A 16,434-nucleotide genomic window follows, 5' to 3' on the forward strand; every position below is an offset into this window, starting at 1 on the left:
CCAGGTCCGGCCCGTTGTCAGTGGCCGGGTGCACGATGGGGGCATGGCAGGAGCTGCACTCGACTCGTTCTCCCCCGCGACCCGCTCGTGGTTCACGGGGGCCTTCGTCAGGCCCACCGACGCCCAGGAGGGCGCCTGGCGGGCCATCGCGGAGGGCTCGGACGTGCTCGTCGTCGCGCCCACCGGCTCCGGCAAGACCCTGGCGGCCTTCCTCGCCGCCCTCGACCAGCTCGCCTCGACCCCGCCGCCGGCCGAGCCGGGCAAGCGCTGCCGCGTCCTTTACGTATCGCCCCTGAAGGCCCTGGCCGTGGACGTGGAGCGCAATTTGCGCAGCCCGCTGACCGGGATCCGCCAGGAGTCCGTCCGCCTGGGCCTGCCCGAGCCGGAGATCCGGGTCGGGATCCGCTCCGGCGACACCCCGCCGGCCGAGCGCCGGGCGCTGGCCACGCGCCCGCCGGACATCCTCATCACCACGCCCGAGTCGCTGTTCCTGATGCTGACCTCGGCGGCCCGCGACGCCCTGGCCGGGGTCGAGACGGTGATCCTGGACGAGGTGCACGCGGTCGCCGGGACCAAGCGGGGCGCCCACCTGGCCCTGTCCTTGGAGCGGCTGGACGAGCTGCTGCCCCGCCCGGCGCGCCGGATCGGGCTGTCGGCGACGGTCCGGCCGGTGGACGAGGTGGCCCGGTACCTCGCGCCGCGCGGCAGGGTGGCGATCGTCCAGCCGCCCTCCACCAAGGAGTTCGACCTGTCGGTGGTCGTCCCGGTGCAGGACATGGGCGAGTTGGGGGGCTCGCCCGCGACCGAGGGCAAGGAGGGCGGCGACAGGCCGTCGATCTGGCCGCATGTGGAGGAGCGGATCGCGGACCTGGTGCAGGCCCACCGCTCGACGATCGTGTTCGCCAACTCCCGCCGTCTCGCGGAGCGATTGTGCAACCGGCTCAACGAGATCGCCTACGAGCGCGCCGTCGGCGAGAAGCTCCCCGAGGGGGCGTCCCCGGCGCAGGTCATGGCCCAGTCGGGCGCCGCGCAGGGCGCGCCGCCCCTGCTGGCCCGCGCGCACCACGGCTCGGTGTCCAAGGAGCAGCGGGCGCTGGTGGAGGAGGACCTGAAGGCGGGCCGGCTGCCCGCCGTGGTCGCCACCTCCAGTCTGGAGCTGGGCATCGACATGGGCGCGGTGGACCTGGTGGTGCAGGTGGAGTCCCCGCCGTCGGTGGCCTCCGGCCTCCAGCGGGTGGGCCGCGCCGGCCACCAGGTGGGCGCCGTCTCCACGGGCGTGGTCTTCCCCAAGTACCGCGGCGACCTGGTGCAGGCGGCGGTGGTGACCGAGCGGATGCGCACGGGCTCGATCGAGTCCCTGCGGATCCCCTCCAATCCGCTCGACGTCCTCGCGCAGCAGCTGGTCGCGATGACCGCGATGGACACCTGGCAGCTGGACGACCTGATCGCCCTGGTGCGGCGGGCGGCCCCGTTCGCGGCGCTGCCGGAGTCCGCGTTCACGGCGGTGCTGGACATGCTGGCGGGCCGCTATCCGTCGGACGCGTTCGCGGAGCTGCGGCCCCGGGTGGTGTGGGACCGGGTGGCGGGGACGATCACGGGACGGCCGGGCGCCCAGCGCCTCGCGGTGACCTCCGGCGGCACCATCCCGGACCGAGGGCTCTTCGGTGTCTTCCTGGCCGGTTCGGACCCGAAGAAGGGCGGGGGCCGGGTCGGCGAGCTCGACGAGGAGATGGTGTACGAGTCCCGGGTCGGGGACGTCTTCACCCTGGGCACCACCTCCTGGCGCATCGAGGACATCACCCGTGACCGCGTCCTGGTCACCCCCGCCCCTGGGGTGCCGGGCAGGCTGCCGTTCTGGAAGGGCGACCAGCTGGGCCGCCCGCTCGAACTGGGCCGCGCGGTGGGCGCGTTCCTCCGCGAGCTGGGCGCCCTGTCCGAGGAGGACGCCCGGCTGCGCCTGCTGGCGGCGGGCCTGGACGCCTGGGCCGCGCAGAACGTGCTGGCGTATCTGGCGGAGCAGCGCGAGGCCTGCGGTCACGTCCCGGACGACCGGACCATCGTGGTGGAGCGCTTCCGCGACGAGCTCGGCGACTGGCGGGTCGTGGTCCACTCCCCCTTCGGCGCGCAGGTGCACGCCCCGTGGGCGCTGGCGCTGGGCGCCCGCCTCGCCGAGAAGTACGGCATGGACGCGCAGGTGATGCATGCCGATGACGGCATCGTGCTGCGCCTGCCGGACGCCGACCTGCTGTCCATGGACCTCCTGGACCACGACCCCTCGGGAGTCCCCGCCTTCGAGTTCGACGACGAGCAGGCCCCGCTGGGCGCGGCCGACGTCGCCTTCGACCACGGTGACATCACCCAGATCGTCACCGACCAGGTCGGCGGCTCGGCGCTGTTCGCCTCCCGCTTCCGCGAGTGCGCGGCCCGCGCCCTGCTGCTGCCGCGCCGCAGTCCGGGCAAGCGCACCCCCTTGTGGCAGCAGCGCCAGCGTGCGTCCCAACTGCTGCAAGTGGCTTCGGAGTTCGGTTCGTTTCCGATCGTGCTGGAAGCCGTACGCGAGTGCCTCCAGGACGTCTTCGACGTGCCCGGCCTGACCGAGCTGATGGGCGACATCGAGGCGCGCCGCGTCCGCCTGGTCGAGGTCACCACCCCGGAGCCCTCCCCCTTCGCCCGTTCCCTCCTCTTCGGGTACGTCGCCCAGTTCCTCTACGAGGGCGACTCGCCCCTCGCCGAGCGCAGGGCGGCCGCGCTGTCGCTGGACTCCCGACTGCTGGCCGAGCTGCTGGGCCAGGCCGAGCTGCGCGAGCTGCTGGACGCGCAGGTGCTGGAGGAGCTGGAGCGCGAGCTCCAGTGGCTCACGGAGGACCGGCGGGCCAAGGACCCCGAGTCGGTGGCCGACCTGCTGCGCATGCTCGGCCCCCTCACGGAGGGGGAGCTCGTCGAGCGCGGGGCGGATCCCGGCTGGGCGCAGGAGCTCGCCGCGGCCCGCCGCGCCATCCTGGTCCGGGTCGGCGGCGCGGACCACTGGGCGGCGATCGAGGACGCGGGCCGGCTGCGGGACGCGCTGGGCACGGCGCTGCCGGTCGGGGTCCCGGAGGCCTTCACCGAGCCGGTCAAGGACCCCCTCGGGGACCTGCTGGCCCGGTATGCCCGCACCCACGGGCCGTTCACCACGGCCACCGCCGCCGCCCGCTTCGGCCTGGGCGCGGCGGTGACCGAGGGCGCCCTGCACCGGCTCGCCGCGGCCGGCAGGGTGGTCCAGGGCGAGTTCCACCCCGCGGGCATCGGCCAGGAGTGGTGCGACGCCACGGTGCTGCGCAGGCTCCGCCGCCGCTCGCTCGCCGCGCTGCGCCAGGAGCTGGAGCCGGTCCCGCCGACCGCGCTGGCCACGTTCCTCCCGCAGTGGCAGCACCTGGGCGGGGCCCTGCGCGGCCTCGACGGCCTGGCCCGGGCGGTCGAGCAGCTCCAGGGCGCCCCCGTCCCGGCCTCGGCGCTGGAGCGGCTGATCCTCCCGTCGCGGGTGGCCGGCTACTCCCCCGGCCTGCTGGACGAGCTGACCACCACGGGCGAGGTGATCTGGGCGGGCGCCGGGGCACTGCCGGGCAAGGACGGATGGATCTCCCTCTACCTGGCGGAGGCGGCCCCGCTGCTCCTGCCCCCGCCGCACCCGCTGGAGGAGAGCCCCCTCCACCAGGCGGTCCTGGCGTCCCTCGCGGGCGGGTACGGCCTGTTCTTCCGGCAGATCTCGCAGTCGGTCCGCGCCGAGTTCCCCGAGGTCTCCGACCTCGCGCTCTCCGAGGCCGTGTGGGACCTGGCCTGGTCCGGCCGGCTCACCAATGACACCCTGGCCCCGCTGCGCGCGCTGCTGGGCTCGGGCCGCACCGCCGGCTCCACCGCGCACCGGGCCCGGCGCACGGTCCCCCGGGGCCGGTACGGCACGCTCAGCGCGACGGCGTCCCGTACGGGCCCGCCCACGGTCTCCGGACGCTGGTCGCTGCTGCCGTCCCCGGCCCCCGACCCGACCCACCGGGCCCACGCCCTGGCCCGCACCCTGCTGGACCGGCACGGGGTGGTGACCCGTGGCGCGGTCGCCGCGGAGGGGGTGGAAGGCGGCTTCAGCGCGGTGTACCGCGTCCTGTCGGCCTTCGAGGACAGCGGGCAGGCCCGGCGGGGCTATGTGGTCGAGGGGCTGGGCGCGGCGCAGTTCGCGATGGACGGCGCCGTGGACCGGCTCCGGGCGGCCGAGCGGACCCCGCCGCCGCTGGCCGCGGTGGTCGTGGCGGCCGCCGACCCGGCGAACGCGTACGGCGCGGCCCTGCCCTGGCCGGAGCCCCCGGCGGGGGCCACCCACAAGCCGGGCCGCAAGGCCGGCTCGCTGGTGGTGCTGGTCGACGGCGAGCTCACCCTGTACCTGGAGCGCGGCGGCAAGACCCTGCTGGCCTGGCCGGAGGCCGGTGATCCCCGCCTGGCCGCGGCCGTGACGGCCCTGGCGGCCGCCTCCCGCGCGGGCACCCTCCCGGCCCTGACGGTGGAGCGGATCAATGCGGCGGCCTCCCTCACGTCCCCGCTCGGGCCCGCTCTGGAGGCGTCCGGTTTCCACGCCACACCGAGAGGCCTGCGCCTGCGCTCCTGACGGCCACGAAACGGCATCACCTGTTCCGCTGATGTCTTGGGCATGTCACAAGACCGTCGCCAACGGCCCCACGGGCTGGAACGGGCGCTTATTCATCCCTTATCAAGATGATCACAGGCATCACACACACGATGCACCGTCATGGGGGACAGAAGAGTGAGCACCATCAGCATGCGTGGAACCACCCTGGGCGCGGTCGCCCTGGCCGTCGTCGGCACCCTGGCCCTGACCGGCTGTAAGAACGGCAACGAGGAGGTGGCTCCGGCGCAGCCGAGCCAGTCCGCCGGCGCCGGCGCGCCGAGCGCGGCCTCCAGCGCCCCGGCCAGCCCGTCGGCAGGCGGCAGCGAGGCCCCCGCCGGGGCCGCGGGCACCGCCAAGTCGGGCCAGGCGTTCAAGCTCGGCGAGACCGCCACCGTCCCGTTCGACTACGGAAACAACAAGGGCGGCACGATCGCCCTCACCGTCACCACGGTCGAGCAGGGCAACCCCTCCGACCTGGACTCGCTGAACCTCGGCGACAAGGTCAAGGGGATGATCCCGTACTACGTCCGCTACACGGTCAAGAACGTCGGCACCACCGACCTGTCCTACTCCTCGGTGGGCCACATCAAGGGCCTGCTCCCGGACGGCAGCGAGGCGCAGGGCGTCTCGGTCATCGGCAAGTTCGAGAAGTGCAAGGACGACTCGCTGCCGAAGGGCTTCACCAACGGCCAGAGCCAGGCCGGGTGCGCCATCGCCCTGGCCCCGTCCGCACAGACGAAGGTGGTCGCCGCCCAGTACTGGGGCAACCCCTACAACAACCTGAACAACGGCAAGCCCCTCACCTGGAAGTAACGGGCGGCCCCTCAGGGCCCTCCACCCTTGCCACCACGAGCCCCCGCGACGGCGCCCCGTCGCGGGGGCTCGTCCCGTCCCGCCCGGACTCCCCGTCAGCGCATCACCTTGATGCCGAACCGGCCGCCGCCGAGGGCGAACTGGATCGCGCTGTGCAGGTGGGCGTACATCTCCATGCCGCGCGCGGAGACCAGAGGACCGAGGTCGAGGACGTCCCGCCAGCCGTACGCCCTCAGCAGCTCGGTGACCTGCGCCTTGGCGTCGTCGTCGTCACCCGCGATGAACATCGTGTGGTCCCCTCCGGCCACGGCCTTCGGGTCGACTGCGGTCTCCTGCTCCTGGGTGACGCAGGCCTTGACCACTTTGACCGCCGGGAGGGCGCGCTGGATCCGCTCGCCCAGACTGTCGTGGTCCACGGGGTCCAGCGCGGGCATCACTCCCCAGGGCGTGGGCCAGGGGTGGGCCTGCTCGGCGTTGTAGACGAAGGGGACGGCGTAGTCCATGAGGGTCTTGCCGGCCAGGTGCGCGCCGATGCCGCTGAGCACGCGCACCGCGTTGGCCCCGTCGATCCCGTTGATGACGAAGTCGGCGGCGCTCGCGGCGGCGTCGAAGTTCAGGAGCTCGATGCCCGGGTGCTCGGCGAGCCACTGCCCGAAGGGGTCGATGCCCATGAAGTCGGTTTCGTTGCGGCTGAGCGTGACCTCGGAGTCCCGGGTGCCCACGTACACCTCGTGACCGAGTCCCAGCAGCCTGGCGGCGTGCGCCCGGCCTCCGCCGCCGGTTCCGAGGACTGCGACCTTCATGCCGGTGCTCCCTTCCCGTTCGGGCGGTTGCCGCCCGAACGCTCTCCCGCGTCCGCGCCCGCGCGCTCGTCAGGACCGTCCGACGGCCCTACGGGCCATTGAAGACCGCGACCGCGACCGGCGCGGTCCGCCGCGCCGCACACGCGCGCCACCGCACGCACACCACTGCACGCACACCACCGCACGCGCACAATGAGCACATGCCCGAAGGAGACAGCGTCCGGCGCGCCGCGGACCGGCTGCACGCGGCCCTGGCCGGCCGCCCGCTCACCCGCAGCGACCTGCGCGTGCCACGGCTGGCCACCACCGACCTCACCGGCCGGACGGTCCTGGAGGTGGTACCGCGCGGCAAGCACCTCCTGGCCCGGATCGAGGGCGGGCTGACCCTGCACAGCCACCTCCGCATGGACGGCGCCTGGCAGGTCTTCGCCACCGGCGAGCGCTGGCACGGCGGCCCCGCCCACGAGATCCGGGCCGTGCTCGGCACTTCGCAGTACACGGCCGTCGGCTACCGCCTGCCCGTCCTGGAACTGCTGCGCACCGCCGAGGAGGACCGGGCCGTGGGTCACCTCGGCCCCGACCTCCTCGGCCCCGACTGGGATCCCGACCGCGCCGTCGCCAACCTCCGCTGCGCCCCCGAACGCCCCATCGGCGAGGCCCTGCTCGACCAGCGCAACCTCGCCGGGATCGGCAACGTCTACAAGGCCGAGCTCTGCTTCATGGCGCGGGTCACCCCCTGGACGCCCGTCGGCGACGTCCCCGCGGCCACCCTCGTCAAGATCCCGGGCGCCGCCCACCGCCTGCTCGCGGCCAACATCGGCCCCGGCTACCACCCCCGCAACACCACCGGAATCCGCCGGCCCGGCCAGGAACTCTTCGTCTACGGGCGCGCCCACCGGCCCTGCCTGCGCTGCGGCGCGGCGATCCGCGAGGCCCCGCAGGACGACCGCCCCACGTACTGGTGCCCCCGCTGCCAGAGCGGCCCCGTGGGCGGCGACCCCCGGGCGGCCGTGCTGGCCTTCAACGACCGCATCACCGCCCACGACCTCGACGGCCTGGCCGCCCTGATGTCACAGGACCACACCTTCGTCGATGCCGCGGGCACCGTCCTCGCGGGCAAGCAGGCCTGCCTCGACGCCTGGCGGAGCCTCTTCGTCGCCTTCCCGGACTACCGCAACGTCTTCACCTCGGTGGTCGTGCACCACGACGTCGTCAGCGCCGCCGGCCGCTCCGAGTGCTCCGAGCCCCGTCTCGCCGGACCCGCCCACTGGACCGCCACCGTCCAGGACGGCCTGATCACCCGCTGGCACGTGTACGACGAGCCCCGCCCGTCTAGTTGACGCCCCGTCAGATCCCCTCGTACCGTCCCGGCATGCCCACACCCACAGCCCCGTACGACCTCACCGGCCGCACCGCACTGGTCACCGGCGCCGCCAGCGGCATCGGCCGCTCCACCGCCGCCGTCCTCGCCGCCGCGGGCGCCCGCGTGCACTGCGCGGACCGCGACGAGAAGGGCCTCGCCGAGACGGCCGCCCTCATAGCCGGGGCCGGCGGCAGCGCCCGCGTCCACCTCCTCGACGTCACCGACCGGACCGCCCTGCGGGCGGCCGTCAGCGCGGCGGGACCGCTCGACATCGCCGCCGCCATCGCCGGGGTCATGCACACCAGCAGCGTCCTGGAGACGACCGACGAGGACCTCGACCGCGTCCTGGACATCAATTTCAAGGGGGTCCTGCGCACCTGCCAGGAAGCCGCCCGCTCCATGATCGCGGCGGGCCGCCCCGGCTCGATCGTCACCATGGCCTCCGGCGCCGTGGACGCCGCCCAGCCCGGCCTGCTCTGCTACAGCGCCGCCAAGGCCGCCGTCGTCCAGCTGACCAAGACCCTCGCCACCGAGGCCGGCCCCCACGGCATACGCGTCAACGCCGTCGCCCCCGGCTGGATCCGCACGCCCATGACCGGCCGCCACAGCCCCGAGGTCCAGGAGCAGACCGAGGCGGCGATGATCCGCATGTCCCCCCTGCGCCGGGTCGGCGAGCCCGAGGACATCGCCCAGGCCGTGCTCTACCTGGCCTCGGACGCCTCGTCCTTCATGACAGGCCAGATCCTTCGCCCGAACGGGGGAGTCTCGATGCCGTGGTGACGCCGTCGGCAGGGCCTGCCCCACCGCCAGGCCCCGCCTCACCGCCGGAGCCCGCCTCCGCAGCCCGCCTCCGGGCCTTGCGCACCGGCTCCGGCACACAGTGCACCGGCAGCAGCCCGAGCCCCCAGCCGCCCACCGCCACCGCGCCCTCCACCGCCCCCGACTCGTCGGGGGCCAGCACCAGCCGCAGCACGGCCCACCACCACAGCGCACCCACCGCCAGCGCGAGGGCCAAGGCCGCAGGTATGCGCAGTAACCGCCGCACGGCCACCTCCCAGGGGCCAGGACCCGTACGGGCCCCATCCTCCCGCACGGCCCCCGCACCCGCACCCAGAACGGCCAGGAGCCCCGGCCGGCGCCTCAGGCACCGGCCGGGGCTCCGGCCACGCTCATTCGCTCACGTACTCGCTCACGCGGCTACGACATTCACCGCTTCCGCAGGTGCCTTGATGGTCACCCGCTCCGGCCCACCCGTGACCGAAGCCATGGAGACCGAATTGAGCATCGGGCGGACCGGCACGCTCACCGGTTCGCTTGCCGCGGCCGACTGTGCCAGCTCGGCCAGCGACAGTTCATCGCTGACTTCGCGCATCAGCTCGGACATCCGTACGTCCAACGCGTCGCAGATCGCGGAGAGCAGCTCGGAGGATGCCTCCTTCTGCCCCCGCTCCACCTCGGAGAGATAGCCGAGCGAAACTCGGGCCGACGAGGAGACTTCGCGCAGAGTACGGCCCTGGCGCTGGCGCTGCCGACGCAGCACGTCACCCAGCAGGCGACGGAGCAGAATCATCGGTGGCTCCCTCCTCTGACCGTGTAGCCGCATCCTTCACGCCCCACCGTACCGCCTCGCGCCGCGGCCGTGCGGGGAGCGATGTCGTGTTCACTCAGGGCTGCAAACATCAAATCCCCCCGTTCTGTTCCGTATCCTGCCTCCGCGCATTCTCACGGAGTTGGCCTGAGAGAAGTTCCAGCACTGTGCGTGCACTCTCCCTACGAATTTCCGTACGGGAGCCTTTCAACCTCAGCAGGGCCGTTTTCCTGCTCCCCGGACCCTCCACGGCGATGAAGACGGTGCCCACCGGCTGCCCGTCCTGCGGCTGCGGACCGGCCACTCCGGTGGTCGCGATTCCCCACGAAGCGCCCATCAGCTGCCGCACACCGGCCGCCATCTCGGCCGCGACCTGCGCGTTCACCGCGCCCTCGGCCTCCAGCAGTGCCGCATCCACCCCCAGGACCCGGTGCTTGACCTGCGTCGCATAGGCCGTGACCGAGCCACGGAAGGACAGCGAGGCACCGGGGACGGCTGTGATCTCGGCGGCCACCATGCCTCCGGTCAGGGATTCGGCCACGGCGAGGCTCTGGTCACTCTCCGCGAGCAGCCGCAACACTTCCGCAGCCACTCCGGCCACTGTGGCCTCTCCCGCCTCCGCGGCACCGGCTTGCGCCGCCGCGGAACTCCCCGCCGCGTACGTCACCTCTCGGCCCGCTCCGCGGCGAGACCTTGGCGGCGCAGCACGACCGCCTGGCGGATGTAGTCCAAACCGGTGACGACCGTCAGCACGACGGCCACCGCCATCATCCAGAAGCGCAACGTCGCCAGCGGTCCGGTCAGCGCGAGTACGTACATGCCCAGGGCCGTGCCCTGGGCCAGGGTCTTCAGCTTGCCGCCGCGGCTGGCGGGAATCACGCCGTAGCGGATGACCCAGAAGCGGAGCAGCGTGATCCCGAGCTCCCGCCCGAGGATCACCCCGGTCACCCACCAGGGGAGGTCACCGAGCCAGGAAAGGCAGATCAGCGCCGAGCCCATGATCGCCTTGTCGGCGATCGGGTCGGCGATCTTCCCGAAGTCGGTGACCAGGTCGTACGCCCGGGCCAGGTGCCCGTCGAAGATGTCCGTGATCATGGCGACGGCGAAGGCCGCCCATGCCAGCGCCCGCCAGACGGGGTCGTAGCCCCCGTCGGCGAGCAGCAGCAGGACGAATCCCGGCACCAGGACGAGCCTGATCATCGTCAGGATGTTGGCGATGTTCCACAGGCTGGCCTGATTGACGGCCGCGGCCCCCAGCTTCGCGCCGGGCGCGGGCCGGCGGCCGGTCCCGCCCGCCGCAGATGCCGGGACTCCGGTCATCCGGCCGCCTCCTCGAGGTCCATGCCCAGGGGCTCGGCCACCAGGTCCACACCCAGGGTGCCGACCACCTTCGCCGTGACGATACGCCCGGGGACCAGGCCCGCGCCGTCGGTGAAGACGACCTGGCCGTCGGTCTCGGGGGCCTGGTGGGCGGCGCGTCCGTAGGCGCCCTCGCCCTCCTCCGCCTCGTCGAGCGGGACGACCGTCTCGACGAGTACCTCCAGGGTCTCGCCGATCCGCTCCTCCGCGCGCTGCGAGGTGAGCTCCTCGGCGAGGCGCTGCATGTGGGCCAGGCGCTCGGCGATGGTGTCCTCGTCCAGCTTGTGGTCGTACGTGACGGCCTCGGTGCCGTCCTCGTCCGAGTAGCCGAAGACGCCGATGGCGTCGAGGCGGGCGTGGGTGAGGAAACGCTCCAGCTCGGCGAAGTCCGACTCCTTCTCGCCGGGGAAGCCGACGATGAAGTTGGACCGGACGCCGGCCTGCGGGGCCTTGGAGCGGATGGTGTCCAGCAGTTCCAGGAACCGGTCGGTGTCACCGAAACGGCGCATGGCGCGCAGCACGTCGGGGGCCGAGTGCTGGAAGGAGAGGTCGAAGTACGGGACGACCTTGGGGGTCGAGGTGAGCACGTCGATCAGGCCGGGCCGCATCTCGGCCGGCTGGAGGTAGCTGACGCGCACCCGCTCGATGCCGTCCACCGCGGCCAGCTCCGGCAGCAGGGTCTCCAGCAGCCGGATGTCGCCGAGGTCCTTGCCGTACGAGGTGTTGTTCTCGGAGACCAGCATGACCTCCTTGACGCCCTGCTCGGCCAGCCAGCGGGTCTCGCCCAGCACGTCGCTGGGACGGCGGGAGACGAAGGATCCGCGGAAGGACGGGATGGCGCAGAAGGAGCAGCGCCGGTCGCAGCCGGAGGCGAGCTTCACGGAGGCCACCGGGCTCTTGTCCAGGCGGCGGCGCAGCGGCGCGCGCGGCCCGGAGGCGGGTGCGATCCCCTCGGGCAGGTCGGCGGGGGCCTCGGCCGGCTCCTCGGCGGGTCCCTGCGCGTGGCCCGGCAGGGCCACCGTGGCGCCCTGGCGCTCCGCCGGGCTGATCGGCAGCAGCTTGCGCCGGTCGCGCGGGGTGTGGGAGGCGTGGATGCCGCCGTTGAGGATGGTCTGGAGGCGGTCGGAGATGTCGGCGTAGTCGTCGAAGCCGAGCACGCCGTCCGCCTCGGGCAGCGCTTCGGCGAGCTCCTTGCCGTAGCGCTCGGCCATGCAGCCGACGGCGACGACGGCCTGGGTCTTGCCGTGATCCTTCAGATCGTTGGCTTCCAGCAGGGCGTCTACGGAGTCCTTTTTGGCGGCTTCGACGAAGCCGCAGGTGTTGACGACGGCTACGTCCGCATCGGCGGCGTCCTCGACGAGCTCCCAGCCATCCGCCGCCAAGCGGCCTGCGAGCTCCTCCGAGTCCACCTCGTTACGGGCGCAGCCAAGAGTGACAAGGGCGACGGTACGGCGTTCGGGCATGGACTCAAGACTACTTCGTCCCGGCGTCGGCCCCTGCCGCACGTCCCCGCACATCGAGATCCCCGGAGTGCGGCGCCGCACTCCGGGGATCCGGATTCAAGCCTTCCGCCCTAGGGCGGCCTCGGGTCAGCCCGCCTGGGGCTGGTCCTGGAGGGGGTCGGCCTTGCTGTATGTGAGACGTTCCACCTGTCCGGGCTGGAAGTCTTCCTTGATCTCCTTGCCGTTCACGAAGAGCTTCACGACCCCGGCGTCGCCGAGCACGAGGTCGACGGACTCCTTGTCCGTGAAGGTCTTGGACTCGCCCTGCATGAGGGTGCCGTCGAAGAGCAGCCGGCCGGTGGAGTCCTTCGCCGAGATCCAGCTCTCGCCCGTGTCCGCGGTCAGGACGACCGTGACGAGGTCCTTGGGCGCGGCGGCGATGGCGCTGTCCGAGGGCTCCGGCTTGGGTGCCTGCGGGGTCTGGGGCGCGGCGGGCTTCCCGCCGGTCTGCTGGGGTGCCGCGGGCTTCGGGGAGGCGGAACCTTCCGCCACCGGCCGCTTGTCCTTCTCGTCGCCGCCGCTGAAGGCGGTGAAGCCCACGAAGCCGATCACGGCGACGATCGCGGCGACCATGGCGGCGGTCCAGTTGGGCCGCTGCCGCTCGGGGCGGATCCGCTCGGCGTCGAACATCGGTGCGGCGGGCGTGGGTGCCGGCCGACCGCCGTGGGCCGCGTCGTAGGCCTCGACCAGGGGTGCCGGGTCGAGGTGTACGGCGCGGGCGAGCGTACGGATGTGACCGCGGGCGTAGACGTCGCCACCGCACCGCGTGAAGTCGTCACTTTCGATCGCGTGCACGATCGGGATGCGCACGCGGGTGGTGGAACTGACCTCGTCGACGGTGAGCCCGGCAGCGATCCGGGCCTTCTTGAGGGCCGTCCCGATGGACGGTTCTTCGACGGAGCGTTCGACGAGCCGGTCCTCGGACCGGTCGTCGGTCGAAGGACGCTCTTCTTCGGGGGAGTTGGAGTTGCCGATGGACACGTGGGCGCCTTTCGAGCGTGTAGCCACCTGCTGGATGTCCAGTCTAGGGGGGTGACGAAAGGGTGGAGCAACCGGAGGGTGCACTTCCTACGCCATCCGAATGGCGACGGGAGGCGGGAGGCGGGTCCCGGTCGGTGCGGCGGCCCGGCGCCGTGCGCAGTGCCGCCACCTCCCTTCAACTGGACGCGCGCCCAGGGGAAACGGTTGCCCGTGATTTCGCTACGGATGCGCTTCCCCGCGGATGACGGCGAGCACGCCGTCCAGCTCGTCGGCCTTCAGCAGGACGTCGCGCGCCTTCGACCCCTCGCTCGGGCCGACGATCCCCCGCGATTCCATCAGGTCCATGAGCCGTCCGGCCTTCGCGAAGCCCACCCGCAGCTTGCGCTGGAGCATCGAGGTCGACCCGAACTGCGTCGAGACCACCAGCTCGGCCGCCTGGCACAGCAGGTCCAGGTCGTCGCCGATGTCCTCGTCGATCTCCTTCTTCTGCTTCTGCCCGACGGTGACGTCCTCCCGGAAGACGGGCGCCATCTGGTCCTTGCAGTGCTGCACGATCCCGGCGATCTCGTCCTCGGTGACGAAGGCGCCCTGGAGCCGGACCGGCTTGTTCGCGCCCATCGGCAGGAACAGCCCGTCGCCCTTGCCGATGAGCTTCTCGGCGCCGGGCTGGTCGAGGATGACCCGGCTGTCGGCCAGCGAGGAGGTGGCGAAGGCCAGGCGCGAGGGCACGTTCGCCTTGATCAGGCCGGTCACCACGTCCACGGAGGGCCGCTGGGTGGCGAGCACCAGGTGGATGCCGGCCGCGCGGGCCAGCTGGGTGATGCGCACGATCGAGTCCTCGACGTCCCGCGGGGCCACCATCATCAGGTCGGCCAGCTCGTCGACGATCACGAGCAGGTACGGGTACGGGCTGAGCTCGCGCTCGCTGCCCGGCGGCAGCTTGATCTTGCCGTCGCGGATGGCCTGGTTGAAGTCGTCGATGTGCCGGTAGCCGAAGGCGGCCAGGTCGTCGTAGCGCAGGTCCATCTCGCGCACGACCCACTGGAGCGCCTCGGCGGCCCGCTTGGGGTTGGTGATGATCGGCGTGATCAGGTGCGGAATGCCCTCGTACGCCGTGAGCTCCACCCGCTTGGGGTCCACCAGCACCATCCGGACGTCCTCCGGGGTGGCCCGGACCATGACGGAGGTGATCAGGCAGTTGATGCAGGAGGACTTGCCGGAGCCGGTGGCGCCGGCCACCAGCACGTGCGGCATCTTGGCGAGGTTGGCCATGACGTAGCCGCCCTCGACGTCCTTGCCGAGCGCGACCAGCATCGGGTGGTCGTCCTCCGCCGCGTCCGCGAGGCGCAGGACGTCGCCCAGGTTGACCATCTCGCGGTCGGTGTTCGGGATCTCGATGCCGACCGCCGACTTGCCCGGGATGGGGCTGATGATCCGCACGTCCGGCGAGGCCACGGCGTAGGCGATGTTCTTGGTCAGCGCCGTGATCCGCTCGACCTTCACCGCCGCGCCGAGGGTGACCTCGTAGCGGGTGACCGTCGGGCCGCGGGTGAAGCCGGTGACGTCCGCGTCGACCTTGAACTCGGTGAAGACGTTGCGCAGCGAGGCCACCACGGCGTCGTTGGCGGCGCTGCGGGTCTTGCCCGGCCCGCCCTTCTCCAGCAGGTCCAGCGAGGGCAGCGCGTACGTGATGTCCCCGCGCAGCTGGAGCTGCTCGGCGCGCGGCGGCAGCGCCTGGGGCTGCGGCGGGGCCTTGGTCAGATCGGGCACCGACAGCGTCCCCGAGGCCGCGGCGGTGGTGGCGTGCGGCTCCTCGGCCGGGGCAGCGGCAGCCGCAGCCGGTACGGAGCGCTCCCCGCGGGCGGTCGGCACCGGGGCGGTGGGCTCCGCGCCCTCCCGCTCCACGGTGATCCCCTGCGTCAGGTCGGCGACCAGCGGCGAGGGCGGCATGCCCCCGTAGACCACGCCGTCCAGCGCGGCGGCCGCCGCCGCGGCCACGTCGACGGCGTCCATCTCGCGGTCCCCGGCGGGGCGGGCGGCGGCCCTGCGCGGCCTGCGCCGCCGGGCGAGCGCCTCCTCCTCGACGGCGTCCACCGGGTCGGCGAAGTCCGCGCCGGCCCCGCTGCGGGCCCGCCACTGCTCGGGGTCGTGGCGCTCCCGCCGCTCGGGGGCGCCGCCCTCGCCCTCCTCGTAGCCCTCGTCGTACTCGTTGGGGGCGATGACCCCGAGCCGGATGCCCAGCCTGCGCAGCCGCTGCGGGATCGCGTTGACCGGGGTCGCGGTCACCACCAGCAGCCCGAAGACCGTGAGCAGCACCAGCAGGGGCACGGCCAGCGGCGCACCCATGGTGAAGATCAGCGGCTTGGAGGCGCCCCAGCCGATCAGCCCGCCCGCGTCCTGCATCGCGGCGGTCCCCTCGTCCCGGCCGGGCGCCCCGCAGGCGATGTGGACCAGACCCAGGACACCGATGACGAGGGCGGAGAGCCCGACGCCGATGCGGCCGTTGGCATCGGTCTGCTCGGGGTGGCGGATGAAACGTACCGCCATGACGCCCAGCAGGATCGGAACGAGCAGATCCAGTCGTCCGAAGGCGCCGGTGACCAGCATGGTGACCAGTTCCCCGACGGGACCGCTCAGGTTCGACCAGGTTCCGGCGGCGACGATCAGCGCGAGGGCGAGCAGCAGCAGCGCCACGCCGTCCTTGCGGTGGGCCGGGTCGAGGTTCCTGGCCCCCTGGCCGATGCCGCGGAAGACCGCGCCGACCGCGTGCGCGCAGCCCAGCCACACGGCGCGCACCAGCCGCACCACACCCCCCGTCGGGGAGGGCGCGGGCTTGGCCGCGGCCTTCTTGGCCGGGGCCCGCTTGGCGGGCGCGGCCTTCTTCGCGGGGGGCTTGCGTGCGGGGGCAGTCTTCTTCGCCGGCGCCGTCGTACGGCCGGTGCGGCCCTTCGCGGTGCCCGCGGCGCTCTGGGAACCCTTGCCGGACGTACGTGAGGCCATGGGCCCGAGGTTACCGGTGCGCGTGCCGGTGGACACGCGTGCCCACCCCTTCACCCGTTCGTGTCGTCGGCTCGGCCGACGCTCTGACGCACCGCATCCGCACCGTGACGCATCGCCAGACCCGGTGCGGGCGAGGTCAGTTCTGCGAGGTCAGTTCTGCGAGGGCAGGACCGGAGCTCCTCCGGCGGTCCCCGGCTCCAGCGCGTCGAGCGCCCGCCGCAGCCCGGTGAGCTTGCGCTCCAGATGGGCCGCGGTCGCCACCACGCCCGCGTCGGCCGAATCCTCGCCGAGCTGCTTGGTCAGCGCCTCGGCCTGCTCCTCGACCGCCGCGAGCCGCGCGGAGAGCTCGGCCAGCAGTCCTGCCGTCTACG

At 73.0% G+C, this 16,434-nt stretch carries 11 protein-coding genes and 3 pseudogenes; 5 read left to right on the top strand and 9 right to left on the bottom strand.

Translation table 11 applies throughout. From position 1 onward, the window contains the following. Positions 1-43: 43 nt before the first annotated feature. Together AC07DU_RS24300 and AC07DU_RS24305 are read left to right on the top strand one after the other, a co-directional pair. Positions 44-4,633 (top strand): ATP-dependent helicase, encoded by a 4,590-nt coding sequence (locus AC07DU_RS24300; protein ID WP_479113539.1) that lies wholly within the window; start codon positions 44-46, stop codon positions 4,631-4,633. A 171-nt stretch (positions 4,634-4,804) separates the two neighbouring features. Then, positions 4,805-5,467, top strand: coding sequence for a hypothetical protein (locus AC07DU_RS24305; protein ID WP_479113542.1), 663 nt, complete (start codon positions 4,805-4,807; stop codon positions 5,465-5,467). A gap of 95 nt (positions 5,468-5,562) precedes the next feature. Here AC07DU_RS24305 and AC07DU_RS24310 read toward each other — a convergent pair whose 3' ends face one another. After that, positions 5,563-6,270 (bottom strand): NADPH-dependent F420 reductase, encoded by a 708-nt coding sequence (locus tag AC07DU_RS24310; RefSeq protein ID WP_479113544.1) that lies wholly within the window; start codon positions 6,268-6,270, stop codon positions 5,563-5,565. A 200-nt stretch (positions 6,271-6,470) separates the two neighbouring features. Here AC07DU_RS24310 and AC07DU_RS24315 point away from each other — a divergent pair. The 3 genes and pseudogenes from AC07DU_RS24315 to AC07DU_RS24325 form a co-directional block, all read left to right on the top strand. Then, a pseudogene (locus AC07DU_RS24315) lies at positions 6,471-7,324 on the top strand (Fpg/Nei family DNA glycosylase); the annotation flags it as partial. Between the two features lie 10 nt (positions 7,325-7,334). Next, positions 7,335-7,610, top strand: a pseudogene (locus AC07DU_RS24320) (nuclear transport factor 2 family protein); the annotation flags it as partial. 32 nt (positions 7,611-7,642) lie between these two features. Beyond that, entirely contained in the window at positions 7,643-8,413 is a 771-nt protein-coding gene (locus AC07DU_RS24325; protein ID WP_479113546.1) for an SDR family NAD(P)-dependent oxidoreductase, read from the top strand. Here the strand turns inward: AC07DU_RS24325 and AC07DU_RS24330 are convergent. The 8 genes and pseudogenes from AC07DU_RS24330 to AC07DU_RS24365 form a co-directional block, all read right to left on the bottom strand. Next, positions 8,361-8,678, bottom strand: a complete 318-nt coding sequence (locus AC07DU_RS24330) for a hypothetical protein (RefSeq protein WP_479113561.1) — start codon at positions 8,676-8,678, stop codon at positions 8,361-8,363. The two genes, AC07DU_RS24325 and AC07DU_RS24330, sit on opposite strands and share 53 nt — an antisense overlap. A gap of 144 nt (positions 8,679-8,822) precedes the next feature. Beyond that, positions 8,823-9,203: a helix-turn-helix domain-containing protein gene (locus AC07DU_RS24335; protein WP_030012484.1), complete on the bottom strand. Its 381-nt coding sequence runs from the start codon at positions 9,201-9,203 to the stop codon at positions 8,823-8,825. Between the two features lie 109 nt (positions 9,204-9,312). Then, the gene (locus tag AC07DU_RS24340; protein ID WP_479113563.1) at positions 9,313-9,822 is read right to left on the bottom strand and encodes a CinA family protein; all 510 of its coding nucleotides are present in this window, start codon (positions 9,820-9,822) and stop codon (positions 9,313-9,315) included. A 62-nt stretch (positions 9,823-9,884) separates the two neighbouring features. Then, on the bottom strand, positions 9,885-10,541 hold the full coding sequence (gene pgsA / locus AC07DU_RS24345) for a CDP-diacylglycerol--glycerol-3-phosphate 3-phosphatidyltransferase (RefSeq protein WP_360892628.1): 657 nt from the start codon (positions 10,539-10,541) through the stop codon (positions 9,885-9,887). Next, positions 10,538-12,043 carry a 30S ribosomal protein S12 methylthiotransferase RimO gene (gene rimO, locus AC07DU_RS24350; RefSeq protein WP_479032506.1) on the bottom strand — a complete coding sequence of 502 codons (1,506 nt, stop codon included), beginning with the start codon at positions 12,041-12,043 and terminating at the stop codon, positions 10,538-10,540. Before rimO ends, pgsA begins: the two co-directional genes overlap by 4 nt. A 126-nt stretch (positions 12,044-12,169) precedes the next feature. Beyond that, positions 12,170-13,063: a helix-turn-helix domain-containing protein gene (locus AC07DU_RS24355; RefSeq protein ID WP_479113548.1), complete on the bottom strand. Its 894-nt coding sequence runs from the start codon at positions 13,061-13,063 to the stop codon at positions 12,170-12,172. A 219-nt stretch (positions 13,064-13,282) separates the two neighbouring features. Continuing rightward, the gene (locus tag AC07DU_RS24360; protein WP_479032512.1) at positions 13,283-16,063 is read right to left on the bottom strand and encodes a DNA translocase FtsK; all 2,781 of its coding nucleotides are present in this window, start codon (positions 16,061-16,063) and stop codon (positions 13,283-13,285) included. A gap of 150 nt (positions 16,064-16,213) precedes the next feature. Further along, positions 16,214-16,426 (bottom strand): annotated as a pseudogene (locus AC07DU_RS24365) (response regulator); the annotation flags it as partial. Positions 16,427-16,434 lie beyond the last annotated feature (8 nt).

Source organism: Streptomyces sp. NPDC045695, from assembly GCF_056432025.1.